23 protein-coding genes are annotated in these 26306 nt (G+C 71.5%); 4 read left to right on the forward strand and 19 right to left on the reverse strand.

Annotation, left to right across the window (positions count from 1 at the left end):
• Positions 1 to 15: 15 nt before the first annotated feature.
• From ACFY2A_RS00210 to ACFY2A_RS00255, 10 genes are all read right to left on the reverse strand, one after another.
• Complete coding sequence (locus ACFY2A_RS00210) at positions 16 to 2391, reverse strand: glycoside hydrolase family 65 protein (protein WP_387166536.1); 2376 nt, start codon at positions 2389 to 2391, stop codon at positions 16 to 18.
• The gene (locus tag ACFY2A_RS00215) at positions 2388 to 3140 is read right to left on the reverse strand and encodes an HAD family hydrolase (protein WP_387166539.1); all 753 of its coding nucleotides are present in this window, start codon (positions 3138 to 3140) and stop codon (positions 2388 to 2390) included. Before ACFY2A_RS00215 ends, ACFY2A_RS00210 begins: the two co-directional genes overlap by 4 nt.
• A gap of 127 nt (positions 3141 to 3267) precedes the next feature.
• The gene (locus ACFY2A_RS00220; protein WP_387166542.1) at positions 3268 to 3852 is read right to left on the reverse strand and encodes a hypothetical protein; all 585 of its coding nucleotides are present in this window, start codon (positions 3850 to 3852) and stop codon (positions 3268 to 3270) included.
• A gap of 445 nt (positions 3853 to 4297) precedes the next feature.
• Positions 4298 to 4762 carry a DUF4442 domain-containing protein gene (locus tag ACFY2A_RS00225; RefSeq protein WP_387166545.1) on the reverse strand — a complete coding sequence of 155 codons (465 nt, stop codon included), beginning with the start codon at positions 4760 to 4762 and terminating at the stop codon, positions 4298 to 4300.
• A gap of 105 nt (positions 4763 to 4867) precedes the next feature.
• Positions 4868 to 6169 carry an ABC transporter ATP-binding protein gene (locus tag ACFY2A_RS00230; RefSeq protein ID WP_387166548.1) on the reverse strand — a complete coding sequence of 434 codons (1302 nt, stop codon included), beginning with the start codon at positions 6167 to 6169 and terminating at the stop codon, positions 4868 to 4870.
• A 145-nt stretch (positions 6170 to 6314) separates the two neighbouring features.
• Positions 6315 to 8504, reverse strand: a complete 2190-nt coding sequence (locus tag ACFY2A_RS00235) for a CDP-glycerol glycerophosphotransferase family protein (RefSeq protein WP_387166551.1) — start codon at positions 8502 to 8504, stop codon at positions 6315 to 6317.
• Positions 8505 to 8519: 15 nt separating this feature from the next.
• On the reverse strand, positions 8520 to 10631 hold the full coding sequence (locus tag ACFY2A_RS00240; protein WP_387166554.1) for a DUF5941 domain-containing protein: 2112 nt from the start codon (positions 10629 to 10631) through the stop codon (positions 8520 to 8522).
• Positions 10628 to 11374, reverse strand: coding sequence for an ABC transporter ATP-binding protein (locus ACFY2A_RS00245; protein WP_363923524.1), 747 nt, complete (start codon positions 11372 to 11374; stop codon positions 10628 to 10630). Before ACFY2A_RS00245 ends, ACFY2A_RS00240 begins: the two co-directional genes overlap by 4 nt.
• Positions 11374 to 12201 carry an ABC transporter permease gene (locus ACFY2A_RS00250; protein ID WP_363923526.1) on the reverse strand — a complete coding sequence of 276 codons (828 nt, stop codon included), beginning with the start codon at positions 12199 to 12201 and terminating at the stop codon, positions 11374 to 11376. Before ACFY2A_RS00250 ends, ACFY2A_RS00245 begins: the two co-directional genes overlap by 1 nt.
• Before the next feature lie 118 nt (positions 12202 to 12319).
• A complete protein-coding gene (locus ACFY2A_RS00255; RefSeq protein ID WP_387166558.1) occupies positions 12320 to 13765 on the reverse strand; it encodes an L-serine ammonia-lyase in 1446 nt (481 codons plus the stop codon).
• 500 nt (positions 13766 to 14265) lie between these two features.
• Here ACFY2A_RS00255 and ACFY2A_RS00260 point away from each other — a divergent pair, with 500 nt between their 5' ends.
• Positions 14266 to 14472 carry a PspC domain-containing protein gene (locus tag ACFY2A_RS00260; protein WP_363923530.1) on the forward strand — a complete coding sequence of 69 codons (207 nt, stop codon included), beginning with the start codon at positions 14266 to 14268 and terminating at the stop codon, positions 14470 to 14472.
• A 152-nt stretch (positions 14473 to 14624) separates the two neighbouring features.
• Here the strand turns inward: ACFY2A_RS00260 and ACFY2A_RS00265 are convergent, their stop codons facing one another.
• The 7 genes from ACFY2A_RS00265 to pdxH all read right to left on the reverse strand — a co-directional run bounded on the left by ACFY2A_RS00265 (position 14625) and on the right by pdxH (position 20704).
• Positions 14625 to 15377 carry a DUF4230 domain-containing protein gene (locus tag ACFY2A_RS00265; RefSeq protein WP_387166562.1) on the reverse strand — a complete coding sequence of 251 codons (753 nt, stop codon included), beginning with the start codon at positions 15375 to 15377 and terminating at the stop codon, positions 14625 to 14627.
• Positions 15378 to 15476: 99 nt separating this feature from the next.
• A complete protein-coding gene (locus tag ACFY2A_RS00270) occupies positions 15477 to 16637 on the reverse strand; it encodes an acyl-CoA dehydrogenase family protein (RefSeq protein WP_387166565.1) in 1161 nt (386 codons plus the stop codon).
• Positions 16634 to 16939 (reverse strand): type II toxin-antitoxin system VapB family antitoxin, encoded by a 306-nt coding sequence (locus ACFY2A_RS00275; RefSeq protein ID WP_363923536.1) that lies wholly within the window; start codon positions 16937 to 16939, stop codon positions 16634 to 16636. Before ACFY2A_RS00275 ends, ACFY2A_RS00270 begins: the two co-directional genes overlap by 4 nt.
• Positions 16940 to 17128: 189 nt before the next feature.
• Positions 17129 to 17731, reverse strand: coding sequence for a nitroreductase family protein (locus tag ACFY2A_RS00280; RefSeq protein ID WP_387166568.1), 603 nt, complete (start codon positions 17729 to 17731; stop codon positions 17129 to 17131).
• A gap of 41 nt (positions 17732 to 17772) precedes the next feature.
• Positions 17773 to 18702: an aldose 1-epimerase family protein gene (locus ACFY2A_RS00285; RefSeq protein ID WP_363923540.1), complete on the reverse strand. Its 930-nt coding sequence runs from the start codon at positions 18700 to 18702 to the stop codon at positions 17773 to 17775.
• Positions 18703 to 18713: 11 nt separating this feature from the next.
• Positions 18714 to 20054: an MFS transporter gene (locus tag ACFY2A_RS00290; RefSeq protein ID WP_387166571.1), complete on the reverse strand. Its 1341-nt coding sequence runs from the start codon at positions 20052 to 20054 to the stop codon at positions 18714 to 18716.
• Positions 20051 to 20704 (reverse strand): pyridoxamine 5'-phosphate oxidase, encoded by a 654-nt coding sequence (pdxH, locus tag ACFY2A_RS00295; RefSeq protein WP_387166574.1) that lies wholly within the window; start codon positions 20702 to 20704, stop codon positions 20051 to 20053. The genes ACFY2A_RS00290 and pdxH overlap by 4 nt, the downstream gene beginning before the upstream one ends.
• A gap of 254 nt (positions 20705 to 20958) precedes the next feature.
• On the opposite strand from pdxH, the gene ACFY2A_RS00300 reads away from it, so the two are divergent.
• From ACFY2A_RS00300 to sepH, 3 genes are all read left to right on the forward strand, one after another.
• Positions 20959 to 22065: a citrate synthase 2 gene (locus tag ACFY2A_RS00300; protein WP_093404137.1), complete on the forward strand. Its 1107-nt coding sequence runs from the start codon at positions 20959 to 20961 to the stop codon at positions 22063 to 22065.
• 392 nt (positions 22066 to 22457) lie between these two features.
• Positions 22458 to 23585, forward strand: coding sequence for a phosphoserine transaminase (gene serC, locus ACFY2A_RS00305; RefSeq protein ID WP_387166579.1), 1128 nt, complete (start codon positions 22458 to 22460; stop codon positions 23583 to 23585).
• A 311-nt stretch (positions 23586 to 23896) separates the two neighbouring features.
• Positions 23897 to 24979: a septation protein SepH gene (sepH, locus tag ACFY2A_RS00310; protein WP_363923549.1), complete on the forward strand. Its 1083-nt coding sequence runs from the start codon at positions 23897 to 23899 to the stop codon at positions 24977 to 24979.
• 140 nt (positions 24980 to 25119) lie between these two features.
• On the opposite strand, the gene thpR is transcribed toward sepH, so the two are convergent.
• Both thpR and ACFY2A_RS00320 read right to left on the reverse strand, forming a co-directional pair.
• Complete coding sequence (gene thpR / locus ACFY2A_RS00315) at positions 25120 to 25722, reverse strand: RNA 2',3'-cyclic phosphodiesterase (protein ID WP_387166582.1); 603 nt, start codon at positions 25720 to 25722, stop codon at positions 25120 to 25122.
• A 17-nt stretch (positions 25723 to 25739) separates the two neighbouring features.
• The gene (locus tag ACFY2A_RS00320; protein WP_387166585.1) at positions 25740 to 26246 is read right to left on the reverse strand and encodes a hypothetical protein; all 507 of its coding nucleotides are present in this window, start codon (positions 26244 to 26246) and stop codon (positions 25740 to 25742) included.
• Positions 26247 to 26306 lie beyond the last annotated feature (60 nt).

Below are 26306 nucleotides of genomic sequence, written 5' to 3' on the forward strand. Positions count from 1 at the left end.
GGCGGCCCAGCCGGGTCAGGCCGGGTTCTCCGGCAGCCGGAGCAGGGGTGCCCGACCGGGTGCCTGCTCCGGCGTCGGCAGGCCCGCACGCGGCGGCGGATTCGGTACGGTCACCGGCTCGTCGCAGGTGACCCGCACTGGCTTACCGTGGTGACGCAGCTCGATGACGGCGTCCGGGGCGGCGTGGTGCAGGGCGTACGTCGTGTCGTGGCCGCGTACGTCGACCCGCAGCCGCATCCCGCACCATTGGAGCGAGAACGACAGGCCGTTGAGCCGGCTCGACAGGCACGGCGCGAAGGACAGCGTTCCATCGTGGTCCCGCAGGCCGCCGAACCCGGCGACCAGCGCGATCCAGGCGCCGGCGAGCGAGGCCATGTGCACCCCGTCGCGGGTGTTCTCGTTCAGGTCGTGCAGGTCCATCAGCGCGGCCTCGCGCAGGTAGCTGTGGGCCAGATCGTGGTAACCGACCTCCGCCGCCAGCACCGCCTGGGTGCAGGCCGAGAGTGAGGAGTCGCGGACCGTACGCCGCTCGTAGTAGAGGAAGTTTCGCAGCTTCTCCTCGGTGGTGAAGGCGTCGCCCCGCCAGTGCATGGCCAGTTCCAGGTCGGCCTGCTTGATCACCTGCTTGCGGTACAGGTCGAAGTACGGATAGTGCAGCAGCAACGGGTACTTGTCCGGTGGGGTCTGCTCGAAGTCCCACTCCTGCAACCGGGTGAATCCCTCCACCTGCTGATGCACCCGGAGGTCCTCGTCGTACGGGATGTGCATGGCTGCGGCGGCGTCCCGCCACGCGGCGGCCTCCTCGTCGGTGACCCGGAGGTGGAACGCCTCGTCGCGGTACCGCATCGCCACCTCGGCGGCGGTATGCAGATTCCGTTGGGCCATCAGGTTCGTGTAGATGTTGTCGTTCTTGACGGCGGTGTACTCGTCGGGACCGGTGACCCCGTCGATGTGGAAGTTGCCGGCGCGGTCGTGGTGCCCGAGCGAGCGCCACAACCGTGCGGTCTCCACCAGCAGCTCCAGCCCGATCTCCCGCTCCAGTTGCCGGTCGCCGGTGACCAGCACGTAGCGGCGCAGCGCGTCGGCGATGCCGGCCGCGATGTGGAACGCGGCGGTGCCGGCGGGCCAGTATCCCGACGACTCCGGCCCCTCGATGGTGCGCCACGGAAAGGCGGCACCGGCCAGGTTGAGCGTCCGCGCCCGTTCCCGGGCCTGCTCCAGGGTGGAGGAACGCCAGTACAGCGCGTCCCGTACGGCGGCCGGGTGGGTGTACGTCAGCACCGGCAGGACGAACATCTCGGTGTCCCAGAACGCGTGCCCGTCGTACCCGGGGCCGGTGAGCCCCTTGGCCGAGATGGGCCGGCGTTCCGCCCGCGCGCCCGCCTGGAGCACGTGGAACAGGCCGAACCGGACCGCCTGTTGCACCTCCGGATCCCCGTCGACCACAACGTCTGCGGCGTCCCAGAACTCGTCCAGGTACTCCCGCTGCTCCCGGACCAGCCCGTCCCAGCCGTCCAACTTCGCCGCGGCCAACGCGGCACCGACCTGGTCGCGCAGCGCCGGCAGCGAACGCCGGCTGGACCAGCCGTAGGTCAGGTACTTGACCACCTGGAGCTTCTGGCCCGGCGCCAGCACGCAGGCCACGGTGGTACGCACCCAGTCCTCGTAGCCTTCGGAGCCGACGGACGTCCGGGCCGGCGAGGCCACCTCGTGGTCCATGGCGGCGGCGACCCGCAGGCCGGAGACCTTGGTCTGATGGATCAGCAGCCCACCGGCGGAGGTGGTCAGCTCCTCCTCCGCCTGCAACGGTGACTCAAGCACCGCGGCGACGCGCGGGTCGCGGCTCTGTGGTGGCAACGTCTCGTTGGCCACCAGCTCCGACTGGATGATCAACCGCAGCGGCTTGTCGTCGGCCACCTCCACCTCGTAGCGGATCGCGGCCACCGAACGCTGGCGGAAGGAGACCAACCGGGTGCTGTTCACCCGGACCTCGCGGCCGGCCGGCGAGCGCCAGTGCAGCGACCGGTGCAGGGTGCCGGCGCGCATGTCGAGGATCCGCTCGTGGGCGAGCACCTCGCCGTAGCGCACGTCGAGCGGCTCGTCGTCGACCATCAGCCGGATGAGCTTGCCGTTTGTGACGTTCACGATGGTCTGGCCGGATTCGGGGAAGCCGAACCCGGCCTCCGCGTACGGCAGGGGCCGCAGCTCGTAGAACGAGTTGAGGTAGGTGCCGGGCAGCCCGTGCGGTTCGCCTTCGTCCAGGTTGCCGCGCAGGCCGACGTGGCCGTTGGAGAGTGCGAACACCGATTCGGACTGGGCGAGCACGTCCATGTCCAGCCGGGTCTCCCGGACGTGCCACGGTTCGACCGGGTACGCCCGTTCCCGGATCACTCGGGCCGCCCGGTGTCGAGCAGGTCCGCGAGGTCGGCGACCACGACGTCGGCACCGTGCGCGCGCAACTCGTCGGCGTGGCCGGCCCGGTCCACGCCGATCACGTACCCGAAACCGCCGGCCCGGCCGGCTTCGACGCCGGCCAACGCGTCCTCGACCACGGCCGCCTTCTCCGGCGTGACGTCGAGCAGTTTCGCCCCGGCGAGGAAGGTGTCCGGATGCGGCTTGCCGCGAAGCCCCTCGGCTCGGGCGGTGAGCCCGTCCACCCGAGCCTCCAGCAGCGGCTCCAGGCCGGCGGCGGCGATCACCTCACGGCCGTTGGCACTGGCCGTGACGACCGCCCGCCGCAGCCCCGCCGCGGCCACCGCCTTGAGGTACGTGACCGAGCCGGGGTAGACATCCACTCCGACGGTGCGGATCCGCTCCAACACCAGGGCGTTCTTCTGGTTGCCGAGACCGTGCACGGTCTGGGCCCCCGGCGGATCCTCCGGCGCGCCCTCCGGCAGGGTGATGTCACGCGAGGCGAGGAAGGTGCGCACCCCGTCGAGACGCGGGCGACCGTCGACGTAACGGTGATAGTCCGGCCCCGGATCGAACGGCCGGTACGGCTCACCGGTGGTGGCCGACCGGCGGCGCAGGTAGTCATCGAACGTCTCGGTCCAGGCGGCGTTGTGCACCCGGGCGGTCTGCGTGAGCACACCGTCGAGGTCGAACAGAACAGCGGTCACATGATCAGGCAGGCCGAGCATCGTATCAATCTATCCGCCGACGTGTACCGGCAAACGCACTTCCACGGATACCGGCGCGGCGGTTCGCGCGGCGACGCGACGTCGTACGGGTGCGGTCAGTCGGCCGCACCCAGCCCACCCGGCGTGATCAGAGTCCGGCTGCGGAGTCGTACCGGCGGCGCAGATCGGCCATTTCGGACGCTTCCAGCGCCTCCTTCTCTGCCAGTTCCGCGTACTTGGCCGGGAACATCTGCCGCAGCCGGTCGATGAACCTGGTGTCCTCGGTCGCCTCGACCACCTGGATTCCCACCGGCTCGGTGGACATGTCCATGATCACGGGGCCGGCCAGTTTGACCGCCCAGTCCCAGGTACGTCCCTGCTCGGCAACCCCGCAGAGGTGGAATCCGTAGACCGTCTTCACGTCGGCGAGCACGGTGACCTCGGCCGGCTCGTAACCGTAGACGTGGACTCCGCAGATCACCGCGGGCTTGGCCTCATCGCCGTTGGCCACCTGCTGGAGGTCGTGCCCGGCGTGGTTGTGCTGTTCCGGGTCGGCCTGCTCCAGCGTGGTACGCATCCGATTCATGATCTGCCCGTGCAGATCCGGCGGCCCGGTCTCCGAACTGGCCGACTTGACCAGTACGACAGCGCCCGCCGACACCACCAGCAGGATCGCCGCCGCCCACACGTAGCGGTGCCGGAGCCACCCTGCGAAACTCTCCCGGGAAATCATGATCGCTTCTCACCTCGTCGCCGGTTCTGTGCGTTGCGGACCGCTGGGACGCCTCCGGCGTGTCGACAGTCGACCGTCTCGGTCGGCGCGAAGACACGTGCCGGCGATACGAACGGCGGAACACCCGTGCCCGGGTAGGTGTGACCGCGGTGGTGAAGTGGACCCAGCTGAGCGGCGCGCAGGCATCCCGCCCGAGCGATGCGCTACCGGCACTGCGTTGCTCCCGTGCTGGCCGTGCTCAGCGCGTTTGCCCCCGCGCTGCGGCGATATGAGCCATTCCAGCACGCTTGGGCCCACCCCGGCAACATCGACGGCCCTCGACGGTCTCGGCAGCGCCCCGAACTCGATCATCGCCGCACAGTCGGCGCCGTCCTGAATCAGTCGCCCTCGCGGCATGCCGACGAGGGCCGGTGGCCCGGTCCGAGCCGGCTGCTGTGGGCGCGGGTCAGTTCGGGCGCAGGGTCCAGATGACGGTCATCTCCGAGGTCGGCTTGCCCTCCTCGGTGGCGATCTCCACGCGTACCGGAAATTCGGGTCGCTCGCCGGCCTCCAGTTCCGCGACCACCTCGGCCGGCGGGCGGCCGAGCCGCGCCGTCGCCCGCACCGCCCCGAAGGCGAGCTTGCGGTACGCGATCTCCGCCCGCACCGCCAGCGGCGTGGCCCGGTCGAGCAGGTGACCGAACGCGGCGAGCACCACCGCACCGGAGGCCGTCTCCCCGAGGGTGAACATGGCCCCGGCGTGCGGGCCACCGACGTGATTGTGGGTGGCCGGCGAGTCGGGCAGCCGGACCACCGCCCGGACGGAACCCTCCGCCTCCGGGGCCACCTCGACAAATTCGAAGCCGAGCGTACGAGCGAACGGCACCGCCTCAAGCATGCCGGCCGCCACCTGCCGCGAGTCGATAGTCATTCTCTGAAGCTACCCGCCGGTAACTTCGTCAGGCAAGGAGCGATTCGTGGCAGTGCAGGTGTACTTGAAGCGGCGTGTCAGCCACCTGCACTGCCACGGATCGGGTCAGCGCCAGCCGACGTCGATGCGGTCGCCGCGCTCATCGAAGAAGTGCAGGGCGTCCATGCGTACCTGGACCGCGAGCGGGTGGCCGGCGGTGACGGCGGGGTACGGCGCGAGCCGGACCGCGAGTTCGGCCGGGCGGCGGTGGTGACGGCCCGGGTCGTGCAGCACGCTGGTCCGGTTGCCGTTGGCCGTCGGGGTCGTCGACTCGTTGGTTCGGCCGGTGATCCGCTGCATCACCTGGCCGAACCGGCGCAGACCGCGCTGACCGGGCGGAGTGTCCGCGTCCAACGGAGCGCCGATGTCGTCCACCAGGATGGCGGTCGCACCGATGTCGAGGAAGGCGAGCGACTCGTGGCCGTGGTGTTCCAGGTAGCGAATGCGGCCCTGGAGCACGTCACCGGGGGTGTCCGGGGCGACCGGGGTGAGCGCCTCGGCCCGCATCCCGACCACGATCCGCTCGCCGTGGTAGTGCGCCACGGCCCGGCTGCGGATGTCGTCCCAGGGCAGGTAGAGCGCCTGCTCCCCGAGGGTGAGCGTGACGTAACGATCGAGGTGGACGTAGACCGACGCTTCCAGCAGGTTCATCCGGGGGCTGCCCAGGAACGCGGCCACGTAGAGGGTCGCCGGCCGCCCGTACACCTGAGTCGGGGTGCCGACGTCCTGGAGGACGCCCTTGCGCATGATGGCGACCCGGTCGGCCATGGTCAGCGCCTCGGCCTGGTCGTGCGTCACGTAGATGGTGGTGACCCCCAGCTCGCGGGTCAGGCCGGAGATCTCCGCCCGCAGCTCCGCACGGAGACCGCTGTCCAGGTTGGACAGCGGCTCGTCCATCAGGAAGAGGCCCGGCCGGCGGACGATCGCCCGGCCCATCGCGACCCGCTGCCGCTGCCCACCGGAGAGCTGGCTGGGGCGCCGGGCCAGCACGTCACCGATGCCGAGGGCGCTGGCCACATCGGTGACCCGCTCGCCACGCGGGGTCGGCTCGACCCCGGCCAGCTTGAGCGGAAAGGCGATGTTGTCGTTGACGCTCATGTGCGGGTAGAGCGCGAAGTCCTGGAAGACCATCGCGATCTTCCGCTCCCGGGGCGGCAGGTCGTTGGCCAGTTCCCCGTTGAGCATCACCGCACCGGAGGTCGGGTCCTCCAGGCCCGCGACCATCCGCAGCACCGTCGACTTCCCACAGCCGGACGGCCCGAGCAGCACCATGAACTCACCGTCGTTCACGTCCAGATTGATGCTGTCGACCGCGACCGTGCCGTCGCGGAAGACTTTTGTGACGTCCTTGAGCGCGACGGTGGTCACCGTCTCCTCCCCACCTCGTCCACGGAACCCCGAATGACTGTGGCCAGGATCATGCGGATGGCACATCGGGTAAACGTGCCATGTTTGAATCGTGACAGACCTATTACGTTCCATCGATTAGCGGCGATTGTGCGGAACTTCCAACTCAGACCGGGTTCTCCCCGAGGAACACCTGGCGCACCACCCGCTCTGCGGCACGCCCGTCCTCAAGGGCGCAGAACCGCTCCCGGAAGCGTGCCCGGGCCCGCTCGGCGTCGGGTGACCGCAGTGCACCCGAGCGGAACACGTCGAGCAGTTCGGTGAAGGTCCGGGCCACCGGGCCGGGCGGCTCGGCGATGATGTCCAGGTAGACGCCCCGGGTCAGCCGGTAGGCGTCCCAGTCCGGCGCATAGATGACGATCGGCCGATCCAGGACGGCGTAGTCGAACATCGCCGACGAGTAGTCGGTGACCAGCACGTCGGCGGCGAGGTACAGGTCCTCGACCCGCGGATGGGCGCTGACGTCCAGGAGCCGACCACGGGCGGCCGGAGGTGGCAGCCGCCGATCCCGGTCGTGGAAATAGTGGCTGCGCATCAGCAGCAGGCCGGCGGGGCCCAGCGCGTCGAGGAAGCGCTCCGGGTCGAACGGCGGCCGGTATCGGGGCAGATGCTCCCGATGGGTCGGCGCGTACAGCACGACCTGCTCACCGAGGCCGGCGTCGAACTCCGCGCGTAGCCGCAGCACCTCCTCGGGGGTCGCGGTCACCAGCCGGTCGTTGCGCGGGTACCCCACCTCCAGGGTGGTGTACCCGGCCGGATAGGCGCGTTCCCACATCTGGGTGGAGAAGCTGTTCGAGGTGACGCTGTAGTCCCACCGGTCCACCCGGCGCAACAGCCCGGCGAAGTCCATCCCGCCCGCGCCCAGCGGATAGCGCTGCTGGTCCAGCCCCATCACCTTGACCGGGGTGCCGTGGTGGGTCTGCACGTGCACCGTGCCGGGCCGCTTGCGTACCGAGTCCGGGAAGTTGACGTTGTTGATCAGCCATCGGGCTCGCGCCAACGCCCGGTGGTACGCGGCGGTGCCCGCGACCACGTACTCGACCCCCTCCGGCAGCGTGTGCACCCGGTCCCGCCGGACGATCCACACGCCCCGGACCTGCGGTGCCAGCCGGCGGGCCGCCTCGTAGATCGCGGCGGGATTGCAGGTGTAGCCGCGGTACCAGTACGCGGCGTAGACGGCCAGGTTCTCCTCCACCGGTCGACGCCGTTCGGCCCGCTGGTACTGGCGCAGCACCACGTCACGGGCCCGCCGCACGCCGACCCGGGCCGGTGGCAGCACCCGTCGGCGGGCCTCGCCGGCAACCCGGCGAACGGTCTCCCCCGCTCGGCTCGCGGTCCGCAACGCGCTGAACGTACGCCACTGGCCGGCCGCCACCAGCCGGTGCTTGAGCCCCGCCACCCCGCCCGGCACCCAGTGCCCGTCGGGCGGCCGGAACCGGGCGTGCTCGATGGCGACCCGGGCGAAGAAGGTCGGTCGCAGCTCGGGCCCGATCCGGTCGCCGTTGCCGAGCACCACCAGGTAGTGCCACATCATCCGCTCGAAGATCGCCGGCCGCAGCTCCTCGGCCCCGAGCCGGTCCAGCTCCCGGAAGACCCGGTGCCACTGCTCGAACACGTCGAAGTGGCGCTCGCCGCGGGTCCTCGTGATCGCCCCCGCCCGCCGCTGCCGGTAGTTCACGCAGACCAGATCCAGCACGCCGATCCGGTCGGCGGCGAGCAGCGCCGGATAGCTGAACGAGACGTCCTCGTACCAGCCGGGTGCGAAGCGCAGCCCCACGTCGGCCAGGAACTGCCGGCGGATCAGTCGATTCCAGGCGGTGTGCAGCAGTTTCACCGTCTCCGGCCGCTCGACCAGCCGGAACGTGACCGGCCCGGGCGGCACGGGGAAGACCTCGGCCATCGCGCTGCGGGTCACCGTGTCGTCCCAGTGCGCGCGTACGTGGTCGACGAGCAGCAGGTCCGGCCGGGTCTCGCGCAATCGGGCGGCCACCTCGACCAGGCAGTCCGCCGCCAGCCAGTCGTCGCCGTCGACGAACCAGACGTACTCGCCGACGGCCCGGTCCAGCCCGACGTTGCGCGCCGGGCCGAGCCCGACGTTGCGGTCCAGGCGTACGGCGGTCACCCGGTCGTCACGCTCGGCGTACTCGGTGAGGATGTCGCCGCTGCCATCGGGGGAGCAGTCGTCGACCCCGATCACCTCGATGTCGACAACCGGTTGGGCGAGGATCGAGTCGAGGCATTCCCGCAGGTAGCCCTGCACCCGGAAGGCCGGGACGACGAAGCTGATAAGCGTCATCGTCCCGGCTCCTCCTCAGCGCGTCGCGCGACCTCCCGCAGCCGCCGGCACCTGCGCGGCGCGTACCGGCCGGACCACCCAGGCCAGCACCACGCTCGCCACGAACAGCGCCAACAGGTAGATACCGAGTGTAGCCAGACCAATACTCACGATTCCGGCGATCGTCGCCAGGGCCAGCAGCGCCGAGCGTCCCTCCCAGCCGAGCGTGGCGGCGTGCAGCGGTGGTGCGGGCTGCCGCTTCTCCAGCCGGGCGACCAGGTCGTAGTGGTGCAGGGTGAGCACGAAGACGTACCCGAAGATGAGCCACGGCGGCGCGCCGCCGATCAGCCCGACCGCGATGGCGAACAGGAACTCGGCCGCCCGCAGCGCGGCCGGCACCAGCCAGTCCAGCGGCCCGTTGTGTGCCGCCCGCGCCCCGGCCGCACCGACCAGCAGCACCAGCAACGCCACCGGCACCGCGACCAACGACACCGCCGGCAGCCCCGTCCACCGCCACCAGTCCGCCGAATCGATCTCGCCAGCCGCGTCGCCGATCCCGAGCAGTTCCACGGACGGCGCCGGCAGGCGGAGCACCAGGCCGAGCAGGAGCAGGACCGCCGCGCCCAACGCCGCCACCACCGCGAGCGCCAGCGGCCCCGGCCGCCGCAGCACCGGTAGCCGGGCGGCCAGCGGGCCGTCGTCGCGGTGCAGGGTCGCGTCAAGCGTGTCCAGCACCGGCACCCACATCCAGCGGGCCCGCAAGGTCCGCAGCCCACCGGTGTACGCGAACGCCAGCACACCCCAGGTCAGCACCGCGAACAGGGCGATCCGCTGGTCGAAGAGCGCCACGGTAAGCGAGATCAACGCCCACCGTTCCCCGATCGGGAAGACCACCGTGCGCTTGAGCCAGTACGACACCGAGCCGGTGTCGGCCTGCACCCGGGTCGACGCGGCGTTCAGCCGGTCACCGATGCCGCCGCCACCGGCACCGACGCTCTTCGGCCGGCGCGCCGCCTCGTCGTGCAGCACGCCGTACCAGGCGTCGGTCATGTGCCGCACGGTCTGCATCGTCATCGCGGCGATGGCGAGGGCCCAGCCGTACCGGAACCCGGCCTGGGTCGCGCCGAGGCCGAGCCCGGCGTAGACGAGGTACTCCTTCGCCCGGTCGGCCATGGTGTCCAGCCAGCCGCCCCAGGCACTGAAGTTGCGGGTGTAGCGGGCCAACTGGCCGTCCACGCAGTCCAGCACGAACCCGAGGTAGAGCAGCACCGCCCCGACGACCAGCAGCGGCCGGCCACCGGCGGCGAACATCGCCGCCGCGGCGACCGCGAAGGCCACCGACACCGTGGTCACCGCCGTCGGGCTCAACCCCAGCCGGGCGCAGGCCTTGGTGACGTACGGCGACCAGGTGCTGACGAAGTAGGTGGTGAAGAAGTCGTCCTTCTCCTTCACCGACAGCCGCAGCTCGGCCCGGTCCTCGTCGACCGCCGCCACCGCCGCCTCCGCCCGTTCCAGCCCCGCGACCTCGTCGACCCGGTGCGCGACGAGCAGGCGTACCCGATGCGCGAAGACCAATGCGCCCTGCCCGGTGAGGGCGGCGAAGAGCTGATCCACTGCGGGCCCGGCCGCCGCATCCGGGCGGGCGGCCGGCCCGGCCGACTCGAACAGCTCGACCGCGACGGCTCCGGCCGGTAGCCGACCGGCGGCGACCGCACGGGCGGCGGCCACCAGCGCCGGTACGTCCTCCCGGCCGACCCGGACCGCACCGCCGAAGATGCCGGTGGCCGCACCGCCCGCCAACTGTTCAGGGCGGCCCGCTTCGACCACCTGGCCGCGTTCCTCGCGCAGTACCGTCCGTCCGTCGCTGGGCGGATCGGTCAGCACCAGCGCCACGGTCGGCCCGACCGGGCTGGTCAACAGGTGCCGCAGCACGGCCGTGTGTGCGACCAGGTCGGCCCCGCTGATCACCACCGGGCCGTTCGCCGAGCCCGCCAGGTCGGCCAGCTCGGCCAGGTCGGTGGCCACCCGCACCTCGGCCGCACCGGCTTGGCACCACTGCCTGGCCAGCCGTTCGCCCATGCTCTCACCGGTACCCGTCGGCAGGCTCGCGGCCGGTGACCCGGCGGCGAGCACGATCGCGAGGGTCACTGGGGAACCGCTTCGTGGTACGCGGCCAGCGCCTCGGCGATCGTGCCGTCGACGCTCAGCCGACCCGCGTCGAGGTAGAGCCCCCGACGGCAGAACCGGGTCAGATCCTTTTCGTTGTGTGACACCAGCACCAGAGTGCGCCCCTCCCCGAGCAGCCGATCGATGGTCGTGTAGCACTTCTCCCGGAACTCGGCGTCGCCCACCGCCGTCACCTCGTCCATCAGCAGGATCGGGTGCGGCAGGTGCGAGATGATCGCGAACCCGAGCCGCACCTTCATGCCGGACGAGTAGTGCCGAACCGAGGTGTCGATGGCCCGTTCCACCTGCTCACCGGCGAACGAGACGATGTCGTCGAAGTGCCGTTTCAGATAGCCCGACGAGAGCCCGTGCAGGCCGCCCACCAGGTACAGGTTCTCCCGCCCGGTCAGGTCGTTGGAGAAGCCGGCGGAGAGCTCAAGCAGGGGCGCGACGTCGCCGGAGACCCGGATCCGCCCCTCGTCGGGGATCAGCACCCCGGCGATCAGCCGAAGCAGGGTGCTCTTGCCGGTGCCGTTTCGGCCGATCACCCCGACGGTCTCCCCCGACGCGATCGAGAAGGAGACGTCACGCAGCGGCCAGAACCGACCGTCGGAGGCACCCCGCGTACCCCGGTGGATGAAGATCTCCCGCAGCCGCAACTGCCGACGGCGGTTGCGGACGAACCGGATGCCGAGGCCCTCCGCCTCGATGATCGACTCACCCATCAGAGTTCCTTGAGCACGGCGGGTTCGAGCCGGCGGAACACCCACCAGCCGGCCACGAACAGCAGCACGCTGATGCCGACGGTGGTGGCGAGCAGCCGGGCACCCGGGAACTCGTCCGGATACCACACCGCGTGGTGGAGTTGGAAGATGCCGACCAGTGGGTTGAGTTCGTACGTCACCCGGAGCCAGCCCGGCAGGCCGGAATCGCGGACCAGGCTCAGCGGGTAGATGATCGGCGTGGCGTAGAAGAGCACCCGGATGACCAGGCGCATGAACCGCTCCACGTCGCGCATCAGCACGTTGAACGCCGACAGCAGCAGCGCCAGCCCGATCAGCAGGATCGCCTGCACCAGCACCGCGAGCGGCAGGGCGAGCAGTGACCAACCCGGTTCGATCCGGCCCTGCGCCGCGTACCAGACCGCGATGGCGGCGAGGATCGGCAGGCCGGCGGCGTACTCGGCGAAGCGACCGGCGACCCGGCCGATCGGGAAGACCTGCCGGGCCACGTTCATCGTGGTGATCAACCGGGCCTGGCCGGTGAGCGCGTGGGTGGCCTCGCTCAGCGCCGAACTGGTCCACATCCAGGCGAAAATCCCGGTGATCAGGAACAGCGGGTACGACCCGGCGGCCTCGCCGAGATGCCGGTTGGTGTCGCGGGAGTAGAGCACGCCGAAGACGAACCAGTAGATCGCGCCCATGCCCAGCGGCTCGATCAACGACCAGAGGTAACCCAGCACCGACTGTTGGTACTTCACCGCCAGGTCGCGTCTGACCAGGATGCGCAGCGAGCTGCGGTGCGACCACAACGCCCCGACGCCAGAGGTCACCGCCGTCTCCCGCCTGGTAAGAGCCTCGGCCAGGGCCCGCCTCGCCTGCACCGCCCTACTGCCGGTCGCGCTGAACGGACGACAGGTTAGCAGCCGGTGAACGCCGCCCCACGAGCGCTCAGCACTCGATCACGTTGACGGCCAGGCCACCGCGCGCCGTCTCCTTATACTTGACCTTCATGTCGGCGCCGGTCTCCCGCATGGTCTTGATGACCTTGTCGAGCGAGACGGCGTGCACTCCGTCGCCACGCAGCGCGAGCCGGGCGGCGGTGATCGCCTTGATGCTAGCCACCGCGTTGCGTTCGATGCACGGGATCTGCACCAGGCCACCGACCGGGTCGCAGGTCAGACCCAGGTTGTGCTCCATGCCGATCTCGGCGGCGTTCTCCACCTGCGCCGGCGTGCCGCCCAGCGCCTCGGCCAGCCCTGCGGCGGCCATCGAGCAGGCCGAGCCGACCTCGCCCTGGCAACCCACCTCCGCGCCGGAGATCGACGCGTTCTCCTTGAACAGCACCCCGATGGCACCGGCCGCCAGCAGGAACCGCACCACCCCTTCGTCCGAGGCGCCCGGCACGAACCGCGTGTAGTAGTGCAGTACCGCCGGGATGATCCCGGCCGCCCCGTTGGTCGGCGCAGTCACCACCCGGCCGCCGGCCGCGTTCTCCTCGTTGACGGCCAACGCGAACAGCGTCACCCAGTCCATCACGTGCAGCGGATCCCCACCGGCACCCGCTCCTGGGCCGGCCAGCACCGCACCGGTGGGCGCGGCTCCGGCCGGGGCGGCGGCGTCGGCATCGGCGTCGGCGTCGGCCTCCAGGCTGCGACGCAGTTCGGCGGCCCGACGCCGCACCTTCAGGCCACCGGGCAGGGTGCCGTCGCGGGTGCAGCCGCGCTCGACGCACTCCCGCATGACCCGCCAGATGTCGAGCAGCCCGGCTCGGACGTCCGCCTCGGCCCGCCAGGACACCTCGTTGGCGAGCATGACCTCGCTGATCGAGAGCCCGGTCGCGGCGGTCACGGCGAGCAGCTCTGCGCCGGTGAGGAACGGGTACCGGACCGGGGTGCTGTCCGGCTTGATCCGATCCGCTCCGGCCGCTGCCTCGTCCACCACGAACCCGCCACCCACTGAGTAGTAGGTACGCGTCCGCACCTCGGCCCCGCCCGCGTCGTACGCCGAGAAGATCATCCCGTTCGGGTGGTACGGCAACGACCGGCGGCGGTGCAGCGTGAGGTCCCGCTCCGGGTCAAAGTCGATCTCGTGCGTGCCGAGCAGGCAAAGCCGGTGCTCCGCCCGGATCCGGCCCACCCGCGCCTCGACGCCGTCCGTGTCGACCGTCTCGGGAGCCTCGCCGGCCAGGCCGAGCAGCACCGCCCGGTCGCTGCCGTGCCCGTGCCCGGTTGCGCCGAGGGAACCGAACAGCTCGGCCCGCACCCGGGCGGTGTCGGTGAGCAGACCGTCGGCCTTGAGCCCGGCGACGAAGGTACGCGCCGCCCGCATCGGCCCCACCGTGTGCGAGCTGGACGGCCCGACACCCACACTGAACAGGTCGAACACGCTGATCATGACTGCACTTCCTCGCCACCGCCGGGGTCGCCGGACAGCTGCCGTTTCATGGCCGGCTCCGCCGGAGTCGGCCGGTCATGGCCGTTCCCGGGTGTGGCCCGGCCCTGGTGACGCCCAGGTGAGAGCGCCCGACCGGCGAGCCTACTCCCCCGGCCACCCCCCGACCTGGCGTTCGGGTTACCACCCGGTTGACACCTGTACGCCACCGGTGGCCCCAACCGGATCACACTCGATCCCGGATCGAGGGCCCCAGCGGCTCGGACACCACTCGATCCGGGATCAAGCATGATCATGACTGCTCGCCGGGGAGTCGGGACAAGGGTGGGTGTGGAGGCGGGACGAGGTGCGGGCGGGTGGTAGGCGTCGTCGGGTGGCTGGGCGGGTATGCACCTACGGGTCGGCGCGGTGGCGTTCATCCCTGGGACCGAGGGCGGGACGGCCACCCGTGCCTAGCGTTGATTCCAGGAGCGGCGGACCGCCGCAGAGGGGAAGTGACACCCATGAGTCGCAAACTCGTCCGGCCCCGGCAGGGGCGCATGTTCGCCGGGGTCTGCGCCGGGCTGGCGCAGCGGTTCGGCACCTCGGCCGGGTTCATCCGGCTGCTGTTCCTGCTGTCACTGCTGCTGCCAGGCACCCAGGTGATCGTCTACCTGGCGCTCTGGATCATCATGCCCAACGAGGACCGCTACCTCGTCGCCGGCCGCTGACCCGCTGCCCTGCCCGATTCCCCACGACGCCACCCACCCGCGATGCTGCAACTTCAGGGTTGTTGCTGTCTCCCCTGCGATGGAGGCAGCAAACCTGAAGTTGCTGATCCTGCATGGCCAGGCGGCGGTGCGGAGCGGCTGAGGGTTGCGGGTCAGGGGGCGATGTAGGTGACGCGGACCTGCTCGAAGCCGAGCGAGCGGAGCAACCCTTCCAGCATCTTGCGGGTGTTCTCCTCGGCGCGGGCATTCAGGCCGCTGTCCCGGGCCGCTGCGGTGATCCGGTCCTCAGCCAGCCGGTAGACCTCCTGCTGCCGGTTCGGGTCACCGCCGATCAGGTCACCGACGCGGTTGAGCAGGCCGCGCTCCTCCGCGAAGACGTAGCTCTTCTCCAGGTCGAGGTTGGTCTCGGCCAGTTGCGGCGCCGGCAGCTTGATCTCGACCGACTTCCCGTCGGCCGACTGCACGATCGCCCCCTCGGTGAGGGTGCCGAAGTCGACGTACGCCTCGACACTGCCCGACCCGACGAACAAGGTCCGCTGGTTGAGCAGCCAGTCCGGCACGTTGCGCCGGTCGTTCTGCAGGTCGACCACGACCTGGAAGTTGCCCTCGGCGGCCACGTAGCGGCTGAGGTCCTGCATCGACTCGAGCAGCGCGGGCTGCGTGCGGTCGGTCTGCTCCTTGGTGAACGGGTTGCGGAACTCGGGCAGGATCCCGGTGGTCTGCACGCCGAGCAGCACCACCACCGCGAGCGCCGCGGCGCCGAGCACCCAGAGCAGAGCACGGACCGCACCGCCACCTGACTGCGGGGCCTGCGGTGGTGTGTCCGGGGCGTCCGTGAGCACATCGCCCGACCGGTGGTCGGCAAAACTGCTGGTGGGCTCGTTGATGTCGCCGTCGCGTGCCATCGCCCTCACCGTCCTCGTCAGACGCCGTCTTTAGTTGATGACGGTAAGCCCAACGTACGACAGCCGCTCGCTGAGCCCGTCAGATGGAGCGGGCCAGGTTCAGGTGAACGCCGAGACGCCGGTGAGACGCTGGCCGATGACCAACTGGTGGATCTCCGAGGTGCCCTCGTAGGTCAGCACGCTCTCCAGGTTGTTGGCGTGCCGCATCACCGGATAGTCCCCGGAGACCCCGTTGGCGCCGAGGATGGTCCGGCACTGCCGGGCAATGGCCAACGCCTCCCGCACGTTGTTCAGCTTGCCAACGCTGACCTGCTCCGGGCGCAGCTTTCCGGCGTCGGCCAGCCGGCCGAGCTGAAGGGCCAGCAGACAGCCCTTGTTCCACTCGACCGCCATGTCGGCGAGCTTGGCCTGGGTGAGTTGGAAGCCGGCCAGCGGCCGACCGAACTGGGTGCGGGTCGTCGCGTACGTCAGCGCGGTCTCCAGGCAGTCGCGGGCCGCGCCGAGGGCGCCCCAGACGATGCCGTGCCGGGCCTCGGTCAGGCAGCTCAGCGGCGCCTTCAGCCCGGTCGCGTCGGGCAGTTGCGCGTCCGCCGGCAGCCGGACGTCGTCGAGGGAGATCTCCCCGGTCAGCGACGCACGCAGCGACATCTTCCGGGTGATCTCCCGCGCCGTCACCCCCGGCGTGTCCATCGGTACGGCGAAGCCCCCCACACCGGAGTCGGTGCGCGCCCAGATCACCGCCACGTCGGCGATCGGCGCATTGGTGATCCACATCTTGCTGCCGTTGAGCACCCAGTCGTCGCCGTCGCGGCGCGCCCGGGTGGCCATCGACGCCGGGTCGGAGCCGTGGTCCGGCTCGGTCAGCCCGAACGAGCCGATCGCCTCGCCGGCCGCCATCGCCGGCAGCCAGCGCTGCTTCTGCTCCTCGCTGCCGTAGCGCCAGATCGCGTACATCGCCAGCGAACCCTGCACCGAGACCAGCGACCGGACACCGGAGTCACCGGCCTCCAGTTCCAGGCAGGCCAGCCCGTACGCGACGGCCGTCGAGCCGGCGCAGCCGTACCCGGTCAGGTGCATGCCGAGCAGGCCGAGCCGGCCGAACTCGCGGGCCAGTTCGCGGGCCGGCACGTGACCGGCCTCGTACCAGCCGGCGACGTGCGGACGGACCAGATCGTCGACCACCTGGCGCACGACGGCGCGGATCTGTCGCTCCTCCTCGGTCAGCGACGCATCCAGGTCGAGCAGGTCAACCGCTGTCACTCAACCGCCTCGGCGAGCAGCAACACCCGGGCGTGGATCTGGTTGCGCTGTTGCAGCGCGGCACGCAGCGCCCGGTGCAGACCGTCTTCCAGATAGAGACCACCGTTCCACTGCACGACGTGCGGGAACAGGTCACCGTAGAAGGTGGAGTCCTCGGCGAGGAGCTTGTCCAGCGCCAGCTCGCGCTTGGTGGTGATGAGTTGATCCAGGCGCAGCGGGCGCGGCGGGATCTCCGCCCACTGCTTCAGGGTCAGGTTGTGTTCCGGATAGGGACGCCCGTCCCGGACCGCTCTGAAGATCACGACGGCACGCTCCCCTCCCCCTGGCCGGCCGGTACCACGACGCCGGGCCGGGTCGCGGCACGGCGCCGCGACCTGCGGCGCCGATGACCGTGCCAGCGTAGCCGGACTCCGCACCCCACGTTCTGCTCCCTGATGCCAGTTTCGCCACCGGTCGTCCGGTTCTCAACCGGACGAAACCACCGGTTCGGGTCAGCTCCACCGCCCGCGCCGGACGACCTCGTCCACCGGACGGCGCCCGCGACGCAGCGATTGTGACCGGTGGTCGGCGGCTCGATAACCGACAGTGAGGGCACCGATCGGGTGGTACGCCTCCGGCACACCGAACGCCTCCCGATAGGACGCCAACCGCTGTGGCGGGATGCCGAAGAAACAGGAACCCAGCCCCTCGTCCACGGCGGTGAGCATCATCAGCAGCGCGGCGAAGCCGGTGTCGACATACCAGTAGGGCACCGGCCAACGATCCGTCGACCGGTCCGCCCAGCCCTTGTCCGGCTCCGCGTACCGCTCCAGGTAGACCGAGCGGTTGGCATGCGGCACCACGATCAGCGGTGCCCGCCGCATCCCCGTCAGCCAACGCTGCATCCCGCCGCCCTCCGGGGTGCTGGCCGCCCAGAAGCGCTCCCGGTCCGCCGGCGACTCGAGCACCAGGAAGCCCCAGCCCTGCGAGAATCCGGCCGACGGGGCCCGCACCGCGTGCTCCAGCAGCCGTTCCAGCACCTCCGGCGGGACCGGCCGGTCCGGGTCGTAGTTGCGCACCATCCGACGCCGCCGGACCACCTCCGCGAACTCCACGCCGTACTCCTCACTTGCCCGCCCGGTCCGCGACCGGACGCTCAGACGCCGGGCCGGATGCCCCAACTCCCGCGCCAGGTGTCGCCCGGCGCCAGGGTGATGAGATCCCGGCCGGAGCGGAACGCGTCCGGCGGGCAGGTCATCGGCTCCACCGCCACCGACCGGCGGAACCGCTCGCCGGTCAGCGTGTCACCGGTGAAGACCTGCCACCAGCCGAACTGGTCGTCGGCCCAGATCCGTAGCCCGGCCGAGGGATCCGGCCCGGTCAGCGTCACCGAGGAGCCACCGTCGGCGTCCCGGTTCACCTGCCCGAAGGCGAGGTCCAGGACGGCGTCTCCGATGCGACGCGGCTCGGTGTAGTCGTATTCGGTGCCGGTCACCACGGCCGCACCGACCGGCAGCAGTCGACCGTCCAGCATCAGCCGGGTCCGGCCGGGTACCCGCAGTGCGATGTCCTCCACGGACACCCCCGGCAGCCGCAGGTACGGGTGCACCGAGAAGCCGAAAGGCACCGCCTCGGTGCCGACGTTCGTGACGTCGTGCTCGGCGCGCAGCCCGTCGGCTCCCACGCTCCACCTGGTACGCAGCCGCAGCGGCCACGGATATCCGGGCTGCGGCAGCAGGTCGAAGCCGACCGTGACCTCGTCCGGCCGCTGCTCGATCAGGTGCCACGACGCCCAGTTCACCAGGCCGTGGATGGCGTTGTGCCGCTCCGGCTCGGTCAGGTTCAGCTGCCTCGACTGGCCGCCGAAGGTGTAGACGCCGTCGCGGATCCGGTTCGGCCAGGGTGCGAGCACCTGCCCCGCCGAGCCCGGGCACACCTCGTCGGTGGCGTACCCGTCGACGTGCTCGACCCCGTCCTGGCGGTAGGCGCGGAGCCCGCCGCCCACCTCGACGATGACCGCCTCATGGCCGGCGGCTGAGATGCTCCACTGCGCTCCCGACAGGGGAAGCGGATCGCGGCTGTCCATGTCGCCAGACCCTAGCCGCCGACGCCGTTGTTCGCTCGCCGCGGTCGACGGCCCTCGTCGTGCTCATGTCCGCCCGCTCCGGTCGGCGGCCGGTAGCGGGTCAACGCCGGGAAGGCCACGGCGAGCAGCACCGCGAGCACCGCCGCCGCGACACCGCCACCGACCCAGGCCACCCCACTGCCGAACCCGGCCGCCATCGCACCGGCCCGCAGGTCGCCCAGGCGCGGACCGCCGGCCACCACGACGGTGTTGACGCCCTGGAGCCGGCCGCGCATCCGGTCCGGCGCGTAGATCAACAACATGGACTGCCGTACCACCGAGCTGACCAGGTCGGCGGCGCCGGCCAGCACCAGCAGTACGACCACCAGCCAGAGCTGGCCGGCCAGTCCGGCCAACGCCACCGCGACGCCCCAGGCAACCACGGCGAGCACCAGTACCAGACCCTGCCGGCGGACCCGGCCGATCCAACCCGAGACCAGGCCGGCGAGCAGCGAGCCGATCGCGATGGAGCTGTAGAGCCAGCCCACCGCCGCGCCGCCACCGAACCGTTCCGTCGCCACCTCGGGGAAGAGGGCCCGGGGGAAGGCGAACACCATCGCGATCAGGTCGATGGCGAAGGAGAGCAGCAGCACCGGGCTGCCGGCCAGGTACCGCACCCCGTCGACGATGCTGCGCAGCCCCGCCTGCCGCGTCCCGCCGTCCGGATCGGGTTCCGGCGGCATCGCCGGTAGCCGCAGTGCCGCCCAGACCAGGGCGGCGAGCAACGTCGCGTCCACGGCGTACGCGACCGGCAGCGCCACCCCGAGATCCCAGATCGCCAGGATCAGGCCGGCGGCCAGCGGCCCGAGGACCGCGGTGGCCATGGCGGTGGTGAAGTTCAACGTGGTGGCCGCGGGCACCAGCTCGGTCGGGACCAGCCGGGCCACGAGCGCCCCCCGGGCCGGCCCGGCGATCGCGAACGCCACCGAACTCAGCGCCACCAGGATCAGCAGCAGGACCGGGCTGCCGACCCCCAGCAGCGCCTGGACCAGCAGTCCCAGCACGGCGACCCAGAGCAGGGCCGAGCCACCCAGCAGCACCCGCCGCCGGTCGATGGCATCGGCGACCGCGCCACCCCAGAGCCCGAAGACCAGCAGCGGTACGAAGGCGGCGACGCCGAGCAGACCGACCCAGAGGGAGTCCTCGGTCAGCGCGTACATCTCCACCGGCACCGCGACGGCGGTGAACTGGAAACCGAACATCGCGATGGCGTTGCCGACCCAGAGCCGCCGGTACGCCGGCACCCGCAGCGGACGCAGATCGATCGCCCAGCGGCGCTGCTCGCGCGGCCGGTCGGTGCTGCCGACGGTCACGGTGCCAGCCGCTCCACGGCCCAACCCGTGCCGGTACGTCGGAATCGCAGCCGGTCGTGCAGCCGGCTGGCCCGGCCCTGCCAGAACTCGACCGACTCGGGGTGAACCCGCAGCCCACCCCAGTGCGGCGGGGCGGGGATCGGATCCACGTCGGCGAAGCGCTCCGCCGCGGCCCGGTAGGCGTCGTCGAGGGCGGCCCGGTCCGGCAGCACCGACGACTGGGCACTGGCCCAGGCACCGAGCTGCGAGCCACGCGGCCGGCTGGCGAAGTACGCCTCCGTCTCCGCCCGGTCGAGTCGTTCCACCCGGCCGGCGACGATCACCTGCCGCTGCATCGGGAACCAGGGAAAGAGCAGGCTGGCGTACGGGTTGGCGGCCACCTCGGCACCCTTGCGGGAGCCGTAGTTGGTGAACAGTACGAAACCCTCCGGGTCGTACCCCTTGAGCAGCACCGTCCGCGCGCTCGGCCGCCCGGCGGCGTCGGCGGTGCCGAGCACCATGGCGTTCGGCTCGGGCAGTTCGGCGGCGACCGCGTCGGCGAACCACCTGTCGAACTGGGCGTGCCAGTCGGCGGCCAACTCGCTCTCCATCAGGCCGGAATCGGCGGCGTACTCGTGCCGCATCCCGGCCGGCACCGGTGTGTCCCCCATCACGTTCCCGCTCCTCCCCCGTCGGGCCGGTACGCGCCCGCCGACCAGCCCGTCCGGCCCAGTCTTATCCGTGCCGGAAGGGGCCCGGCAAGCGGGATGTCGCCAGCAGCACATCGACAGCGTCTCGCGCACCCGGTCCCCAGCAGGCAAGATGTCACGAACACATCCCTGAGGGTCGCCTAAGGCGCTCACCCGGCCGGGGCCGGGACACCGAGCCCGGGCGGGCGCACCGACCACACACCAGGAGCAGTGAGATGGCCGATTTCAAACCCGGACTTGAGGGCGTCGTAGCCTTCGAAACCGAGATCGCCGAGCCCGACCGCGAGGGCGGTGCGCTGCGCTATCGCGGGGTCGACATCGAGGACCTGATCGGCCAGGTCTCCTTCGGCAACGTCTGGGCGCTGCTGGTCGACGGCCGTTTCGGCCCGGGCCTGCCGCCGGCCGAGCCGTTCCCGGTGCCGGTGCACTCCGGCGACATCCGGGTCGACGTGCAGTCCGCCGTCGCCATGCTCGCTCCGTACTGGGGTTTGCAGCAGTTGCTGGACATCTCCGACGAGCAGGCCCGCGAGGACCTTGCCCGGGTGTCGGTCACCGCACTCTCCTTCGTCGCCCAGTCCGCTCGCGGCCTCGGGCTGCCGGCGGTACCGCAGAAGGAGATCGACAAGGCGGAGACGGTCGTCGAGCGCTTCATGAAGCGGTGGCGCGGCGAGCCCGACCCCCGGCACGTCAAGGCCGTCGACGCGTACTTCATCTCGGCCGCCGAGCACGGCCTGAACGCCTCCACCTTCACCGCCCGGATCGTCGCCTCCACCGGGGCGGACGCCGCCGCCTGCATCTCCTCGGGCATCGGCGCGCTCTCCGGCCCGCTGCACGGCGGCGCGCCGTCGCGGGTGCTGACCATGCTGGAGGCGGTCGAGCGCAGCGGTGACGCGGAGGGCTACGTCAAGGGCGTGCTCGACCGGGGTGAGCGGCTGATGGGCTTCGGCCACCGGGTCTACCGGGCCGAGGATCCGCGCGCCCGGGTGCTCCGCCGCACCGCCCGGGAGTTGGGTGCCCCGCGCTTCGAGGTCGCCGAGGCCCTGGAGAAGGCCGCCCTCGCCGAGTTGCAGGCCCGCCGGCCGGACCGGGTGCTCGCCACCAACGTCGAGTTCTGGTCCGCCGTGGTGCTCGACTTCGCCGAGGTACCGGCACACATGTTCACCTCCATGTTCACCTGTGCCCGGATGGGCGGCTGGAGCGCGCACATCCTGGAGCAGAAGAAGCTCCAGCGGCTGGTCCGCCCCTCGGCCCGCTACGTGGGCCCGGGCACCCGCAAGCCGCACGAGGTCGACGGCTGGGACGCCGTCCCGCACGACGTCTGAGAGGTAAGGAGGGGCACCGTCGCGTCGCCTCGGGTGGCGGACGGGCCCCTTGTTGACGGAGCGCGGAGATCTCGGCCGACCAGCCGGGGTCTCCGCGACGCCGCGCGCCCCGACCAGCGTCAGCACGAACAGCGGCGCGCCCGGCGTACCCGGGGCGCTCGCGGTTCGTTCGGTGGTTCCGGTCGGAGGCGGGCGATGTGGTGCAGGACTCAGGCCCGGTCGTGGGACCAGCGGCCGGTCGGGGTGGCGCTGGTGCGAGGATAAGGATCGGCAGTGTCGCCGGACCGGGGCCCGGATCCCCTGACCGAGCCGTGCGGGGTACGCATGGCGTCCTCGATCCGCACCGGCGTGGACCGGGCCCGCCTCGCCCATTCGGAAGGATCTTCAAGACCGTGGCTGACGCACCGACCATCCGGATTCCCGACGAGATCAAGCCCGCCGACGGCCGCTTCGGCTGCGGGCCGTCCAAGGTCCGTCCGGCGGCGGTCTCCGCGCTCGCCGAGGTGGCCACGAGCTACCTGGGCACCTCGCACCGGCAGAAGACCGTCCGCGACCAGGTGGCCCGGTTGCGCTCCGGCATCGCTCAGTTCTTCTCCCTCCCCGAGGGTCACGAGGTGATCATCGGCAACGGTGGCACCACCGCCTTCTGGGAGGTCGCCGCGTTCGGCCTGATCCGCGACCGGGCCCAGTTCGCCAGCTTCGGTGAGTTCGGTGCCAAGTTCGCCAAGGCCGTCAAGGACGCGCCCTTCCTCGGCGAGCCGACGGTCCGCAAGTCCGACGCGGGCAGCGCCCCGGCCCTCGCCGCCGAGGCCGGCGTGGACGTCTACGCCACCCCGCACAACGAGACCTCGACCGGCGTGGCGGTGCCGATCGGCCGGGTGGCCGGTGCCGACCCCGGCTCCCTGCTGCTTGTCGACGCCACCTCGGGCGCCGGCGGGCTCGCGGTCAACGTGGGCGACACCGACGTGTACTACTTCGCCCCCCAGAAGTGCTTCGGCTCCGACGGCGGGCTCTGGCTGGCCCTGATGTCGCCGGCTGCGCTGGAGCGGGCCGCCGAGGTCAAGGCCTCGGGGCGGTACATCCCGGCGTTCCTCGACCTGGTCACCGCGATCGACAACTCGCGGCTGGAGCAGACATACAACACCCCGGCGCTGGCGACCATCTTCCTTGCCGCGGAGCAGACCGACTGGATGAACTCCCAGGGCGGTCTGGCCTGGGCGGCCAAGCGCACCGCCGAGAGCGCCTCGATCGTCTACGGCTGGGCGGAGCGCTCCTCCTTCGCCACGCCGTTCGTCACCGACCCGGCGCTGCGCTCCAACGTGGTCGCCACCATCGACTTCGCCGACGGGGTGGACGCCGGGGCGATCGCCAAGGCGCTGCGCGCCAACGGCATCGTCGACACCGAGCCGTACCGCAAGCTGGGCCGTAACCAGCTGCGGGTCGCGCTCTTCCCGGCCGTCGAGCCGGCCGATGTCGAGGCGCTGACCGCGTCGATCGACTACGTCGTCGAGCGGCTGTAGGACCGACGACAGGGCTTGACCGCAGGCCCGGCACCCCGCCTGGGGCGCCGGGCCCGGGCACAGTACGACGCCCGCGGCCGACCCCGGCGAGCGGGTGAACCGGGTGGGTTGAACCGCACCACTTCGGACCGGTACGCGCCACTGTCAACCTTCGGCCGCTGACCCGCGACACAGCGGCGGAGCAGGCGGATCCGCCGCTTACCCGGGCGTGGCGTCTCCCACCGGGGGACGGATGGGCGTACCGTGGAGCGCAACGCCCCGGGTGGCCGGCTCGTGGCGTACGGCCAGCGAAGCGGGACGGAGGCAACGCGATGCGCCCAGTACGCTTCGTCGCCCTCTCCGAGGACGGCCAGGCCCTGGTGCTCGCCGACGAGGTCGGGCGGCTGCTCGCCCTGCCGTTGGACGAGCGTATCGCCGGAGCGCTGCACGCCGAGCCGGGTACGCCCACGCTCGCGGTGGCACCGGCCGCCGCCGACCCGGTGCCCTCGCTGTCTCCTCGGGACATCCAGGCCCGGATCCGCTCCGGCGAGTCCGCGGAGGACGTCGCCCGGATCGCCGGTGTCCCGGTCGACCGGGTGCTCCGTTACGCCGGGCCGGTGCTTCAGGAGCGCGCGATGCTCGCCCAGCACGCCCGGCGCACCCGGCTCAAGGGTGCCGAGAAGCCGACGCCGCTGGCCGAGGTGGTCAACGGTCGGCTCGCGCAGCACGGGATCGACACCGAAAAAATCTCCTGGGACGCGTGGCGTCGCGATGACGGCACCTGGCGGATCGTCGCGACCTGGCCGTCCGGCAAGGCCACCGCCCAGGCGGTCTGGGATCTGGACAAGGCCCGGCAGTCGGTCGCCCCGCACGACGACATGGCGCAGTATCTCTGCGCCGAGCGTCCGACGCCGATCCTGGGCCAGGAACCGGCACCGGAGCGGGGCGGCCACGCCCTGCCCGGCCCGTCGCGTGGCGAGCCGAGCCGCGGTGGGCACGGGCTGCCCTCGCCCGCCGAGTCGGGGCGCTCGGGTCGTGACCCGATCCGAGCTGGCCGCGACGCCCTGCTCGCCTCCCTCGACCGGCCACTCGGCTCGACCTCGGGCCGTGGTCTGGAACCGCGCTCACCGGCCGCGCTTGCCGGCGGTCCGGACGCACAGCGCCAGCGGGCGGTCGGCGGGGGCGCTGCGGCGCTGCTCGGCGGCGGTCAGGGCTCGGCCTTCGACGACGACGCGGACGCGCCCAAGGAGGTCCCGGCCGTGCCCTCGTTGGCGGTGCTGCGACCCCGCCGGACGAACGCGCCGGCCGCTGGCGCCTCGGAGTCCAACGAGGCTGGCGGCAAGCCGCGCAAGCGCCTCCCCAGCTGGGACGACGTCCTCTTCGGCACCGGCCCGGCGGCCCGCGAGTCATCCTGACCCACAGTCCCTGCCCACCCCCACCCCCGCCCCTCGCTGCGTCGATCTTGCACTTTCTGTCGGGACATCAGTCCGATAACGGACGTTTCAGCGACCAAAAGTGCAAGATCGGCGAGAAGTTGGCGGGGGTGGTGACGGGGTTAGAGGGGGCAGGTGGCGAGTTGGTGGTAGTTCGACGGGGGGCCGGGGAGGCTCTGCACAAGCACCAGTTCGCGGGCCGGCCAGGGCGGGCCGAGGTAGTCGTCGAGGGTGGCCAGGTCCGCCTCGATGTCGGCGTGCGGCACCCGGTCACCCGGACGGGCGATGGTCAGGTGCGGTCGGAACGGCTTCTCGTCGCCGGGGAACCCGGCCGCGGTCAGTCCGGCGCGTACGGCGCCGGCCAGCGTCCCCAGGCGGGCGACATCGCCGCGCACGTCGACCCAGAGCACTGTGCTTCGGCCCCAGCCGAATCGACCACCGCCGCCCAGCCGCAGCACCGGCGGGCCGTCGCACCCGGCGGGCTCCTCCGCCGCAGCACCGCTGCGAGCAGCCGCCACGGCGCATGCGAGGACCTGCCGCAACTCGGCCAGCCGGGCGGGGTCGACCTCACCGAGGAAGGCCAGGGTGAGATGGGCCCTGGTGGGCTCGATCAGCCGGACGTTCGTGCCGGCGGTCGAGGCCGCCGCCAGGCGCAACTCGGCCAACCGGGTGGTCAGGTGCGCGATGGCCTCGACCGGTGGGTAGATCGCGATGAAGAGTCGCACCTGTCACAGGGTGGCAGTTAGTGGTTCCGCTCGGGTTGCTCGGGCCGGGCGGCCGGCAGCCGTAGGCCGGCGGCGTCCAACTCGGCCTCGACGCGTACCCGTTCGATCTGCCGGTCCAGGCCGGTCAGCTCGGCGAGATGCTCGGTGATGCCCAGCGCGCGGCAGGCCAGCCGAAGCCGCTCGTCGTACGCGTCGAGCACGTCGCTGTGCCACACGACCGGTCTGGTGCCGCCGGCCCGGTCCCGGCGCAGACACCGCAGGTCGGCGGCGATCTGCTCCAGCGACCGCCGGTCCGCCCGGTCGAGCGCGTCGAGGTCGATCCGGTCGGCGACCGCGACCGCGTCGGCGGCCTCGTTCAACCGGGCGATCAGGCACCGTTCGCGGCGCCGCTGTCGCCACTCGCCGTACCGACAGGTCAGCCGGTCGATGACCTCGTCGGTGCAGATGGCCAGCGCGATCAGCACCGGCACGAAGACCACGGCCGTCAGCGCCACAGCCAGGAGCAGTAAGCGTAGGACCTCCACCCATCGAAGCTATGCCGATGCGTAGCGTCACGTAACCGATTTTCCGCATTCGCCGGGCCA

It is taken from the genome of Micromonospora sp. NPDC000442 (genome assembly GCF_042898635.1).
Classification (GTDB): Bacteria; Actinomycetota; Actinomycetes; order Mycobacteriales; family Micromonosporaceae; genus Micromonospora.

What these genes read in the sequence shown, in the direction of transcription:
- ACFY2A_RS00215 (WP_387166539.1), bottom strand. Translation starts at nt 3,140, where the DNA reads ATGCTCGGCCTGCCTGATCATGTGACCGCTGTTCTGTTCGACCTCGAC.
- ACFY2A_RS00220 (WP_387166542.1), bottom strand. Translation starts at nt 3,852, where the DNA reads ATGATTTCCCGGGAGAGTTTCGCAGGGTGGCTCCGGCACCGCTACGTG.
- ACFY2A_RS00225 (WP_387166545.1), bottom strand. Translation starts at nt 4,762, where the DNA reads ATGACTATCGACTCGCGGCAGGTGGCGGCCGGCATGCTTGAGGCGGTG.
- ACFY2A_RS00235 (WP_387166551.1), bottom strand. Translation starts at nt 8,504, where the DNA reads ATGACGCTTATCAGCTTCGTCGTCCCGGCCTTCCGGGTGCAGGGCTAC.
- ACFY2A_RS00245 (WP_363923524.1), bottom strand. Translation starts at nt 11,374, where the DNA reads ATGGGTGAGTCGATCATCGAGGCGGAGGGCCTCGGCATCCGGTTCGTC.
- ACFY2A_RS00255 (WP_387166558.1), bottom strand. Translation starts at nt 13,765, where the DNA reads ATGATCAGCGTGTTCGACCTGTTCAGTGTGGGTGTCGGGCCGTCCAGC.
- ACFY2A_RS00260 (WP_363923530.1), top strand. Translation starts at nt 14,266, where the DNA reads ATGAGTCGCAAACTCGTCCGGCCCCGGCAGGGGCGCATGTTCGCCGGG.
- ACFY2A_RS00265 (WP_387166562.1), bottom strand. Translation starts at nt 15,377, where the DNA reads ATGGCACGCGACGGCGACATCAACGAGCCCACCAGCAGTTTTGCCGAC.
- ACFY2A_RS00285 (WP_363923540.1), bottom strand. Translation starts at nt 18,702, where the DNA reads ATGGACAGCCGCGATCCGCTTCCCCTGTCGGGAGCGCAGTGGAGCATC.
- pdxH (WP_387166574.1), bottom strand. Translation starts at nt 20,704, where the DNA reads ATGGGGGACACACCGGTGCCGGCCGGGATGCGGCACGAGTACGCCGCC.
- ACFY2A_RS00300 (WP_093404137.1), top strand. Translation starts at nt 20,959, where the DNA reads ATGGCCGATTTCAAACCCGGACTTGAGGGCGTCGTAGCCTTCGAAACC.
- sepH (WP_363923549.1), top strand. Translation starts at nt 23,897, where the DNA reads ATGCGCCCAGTACGCTTCGTCGCCCTCTCCGAGGACGGCCAGGCCCTG.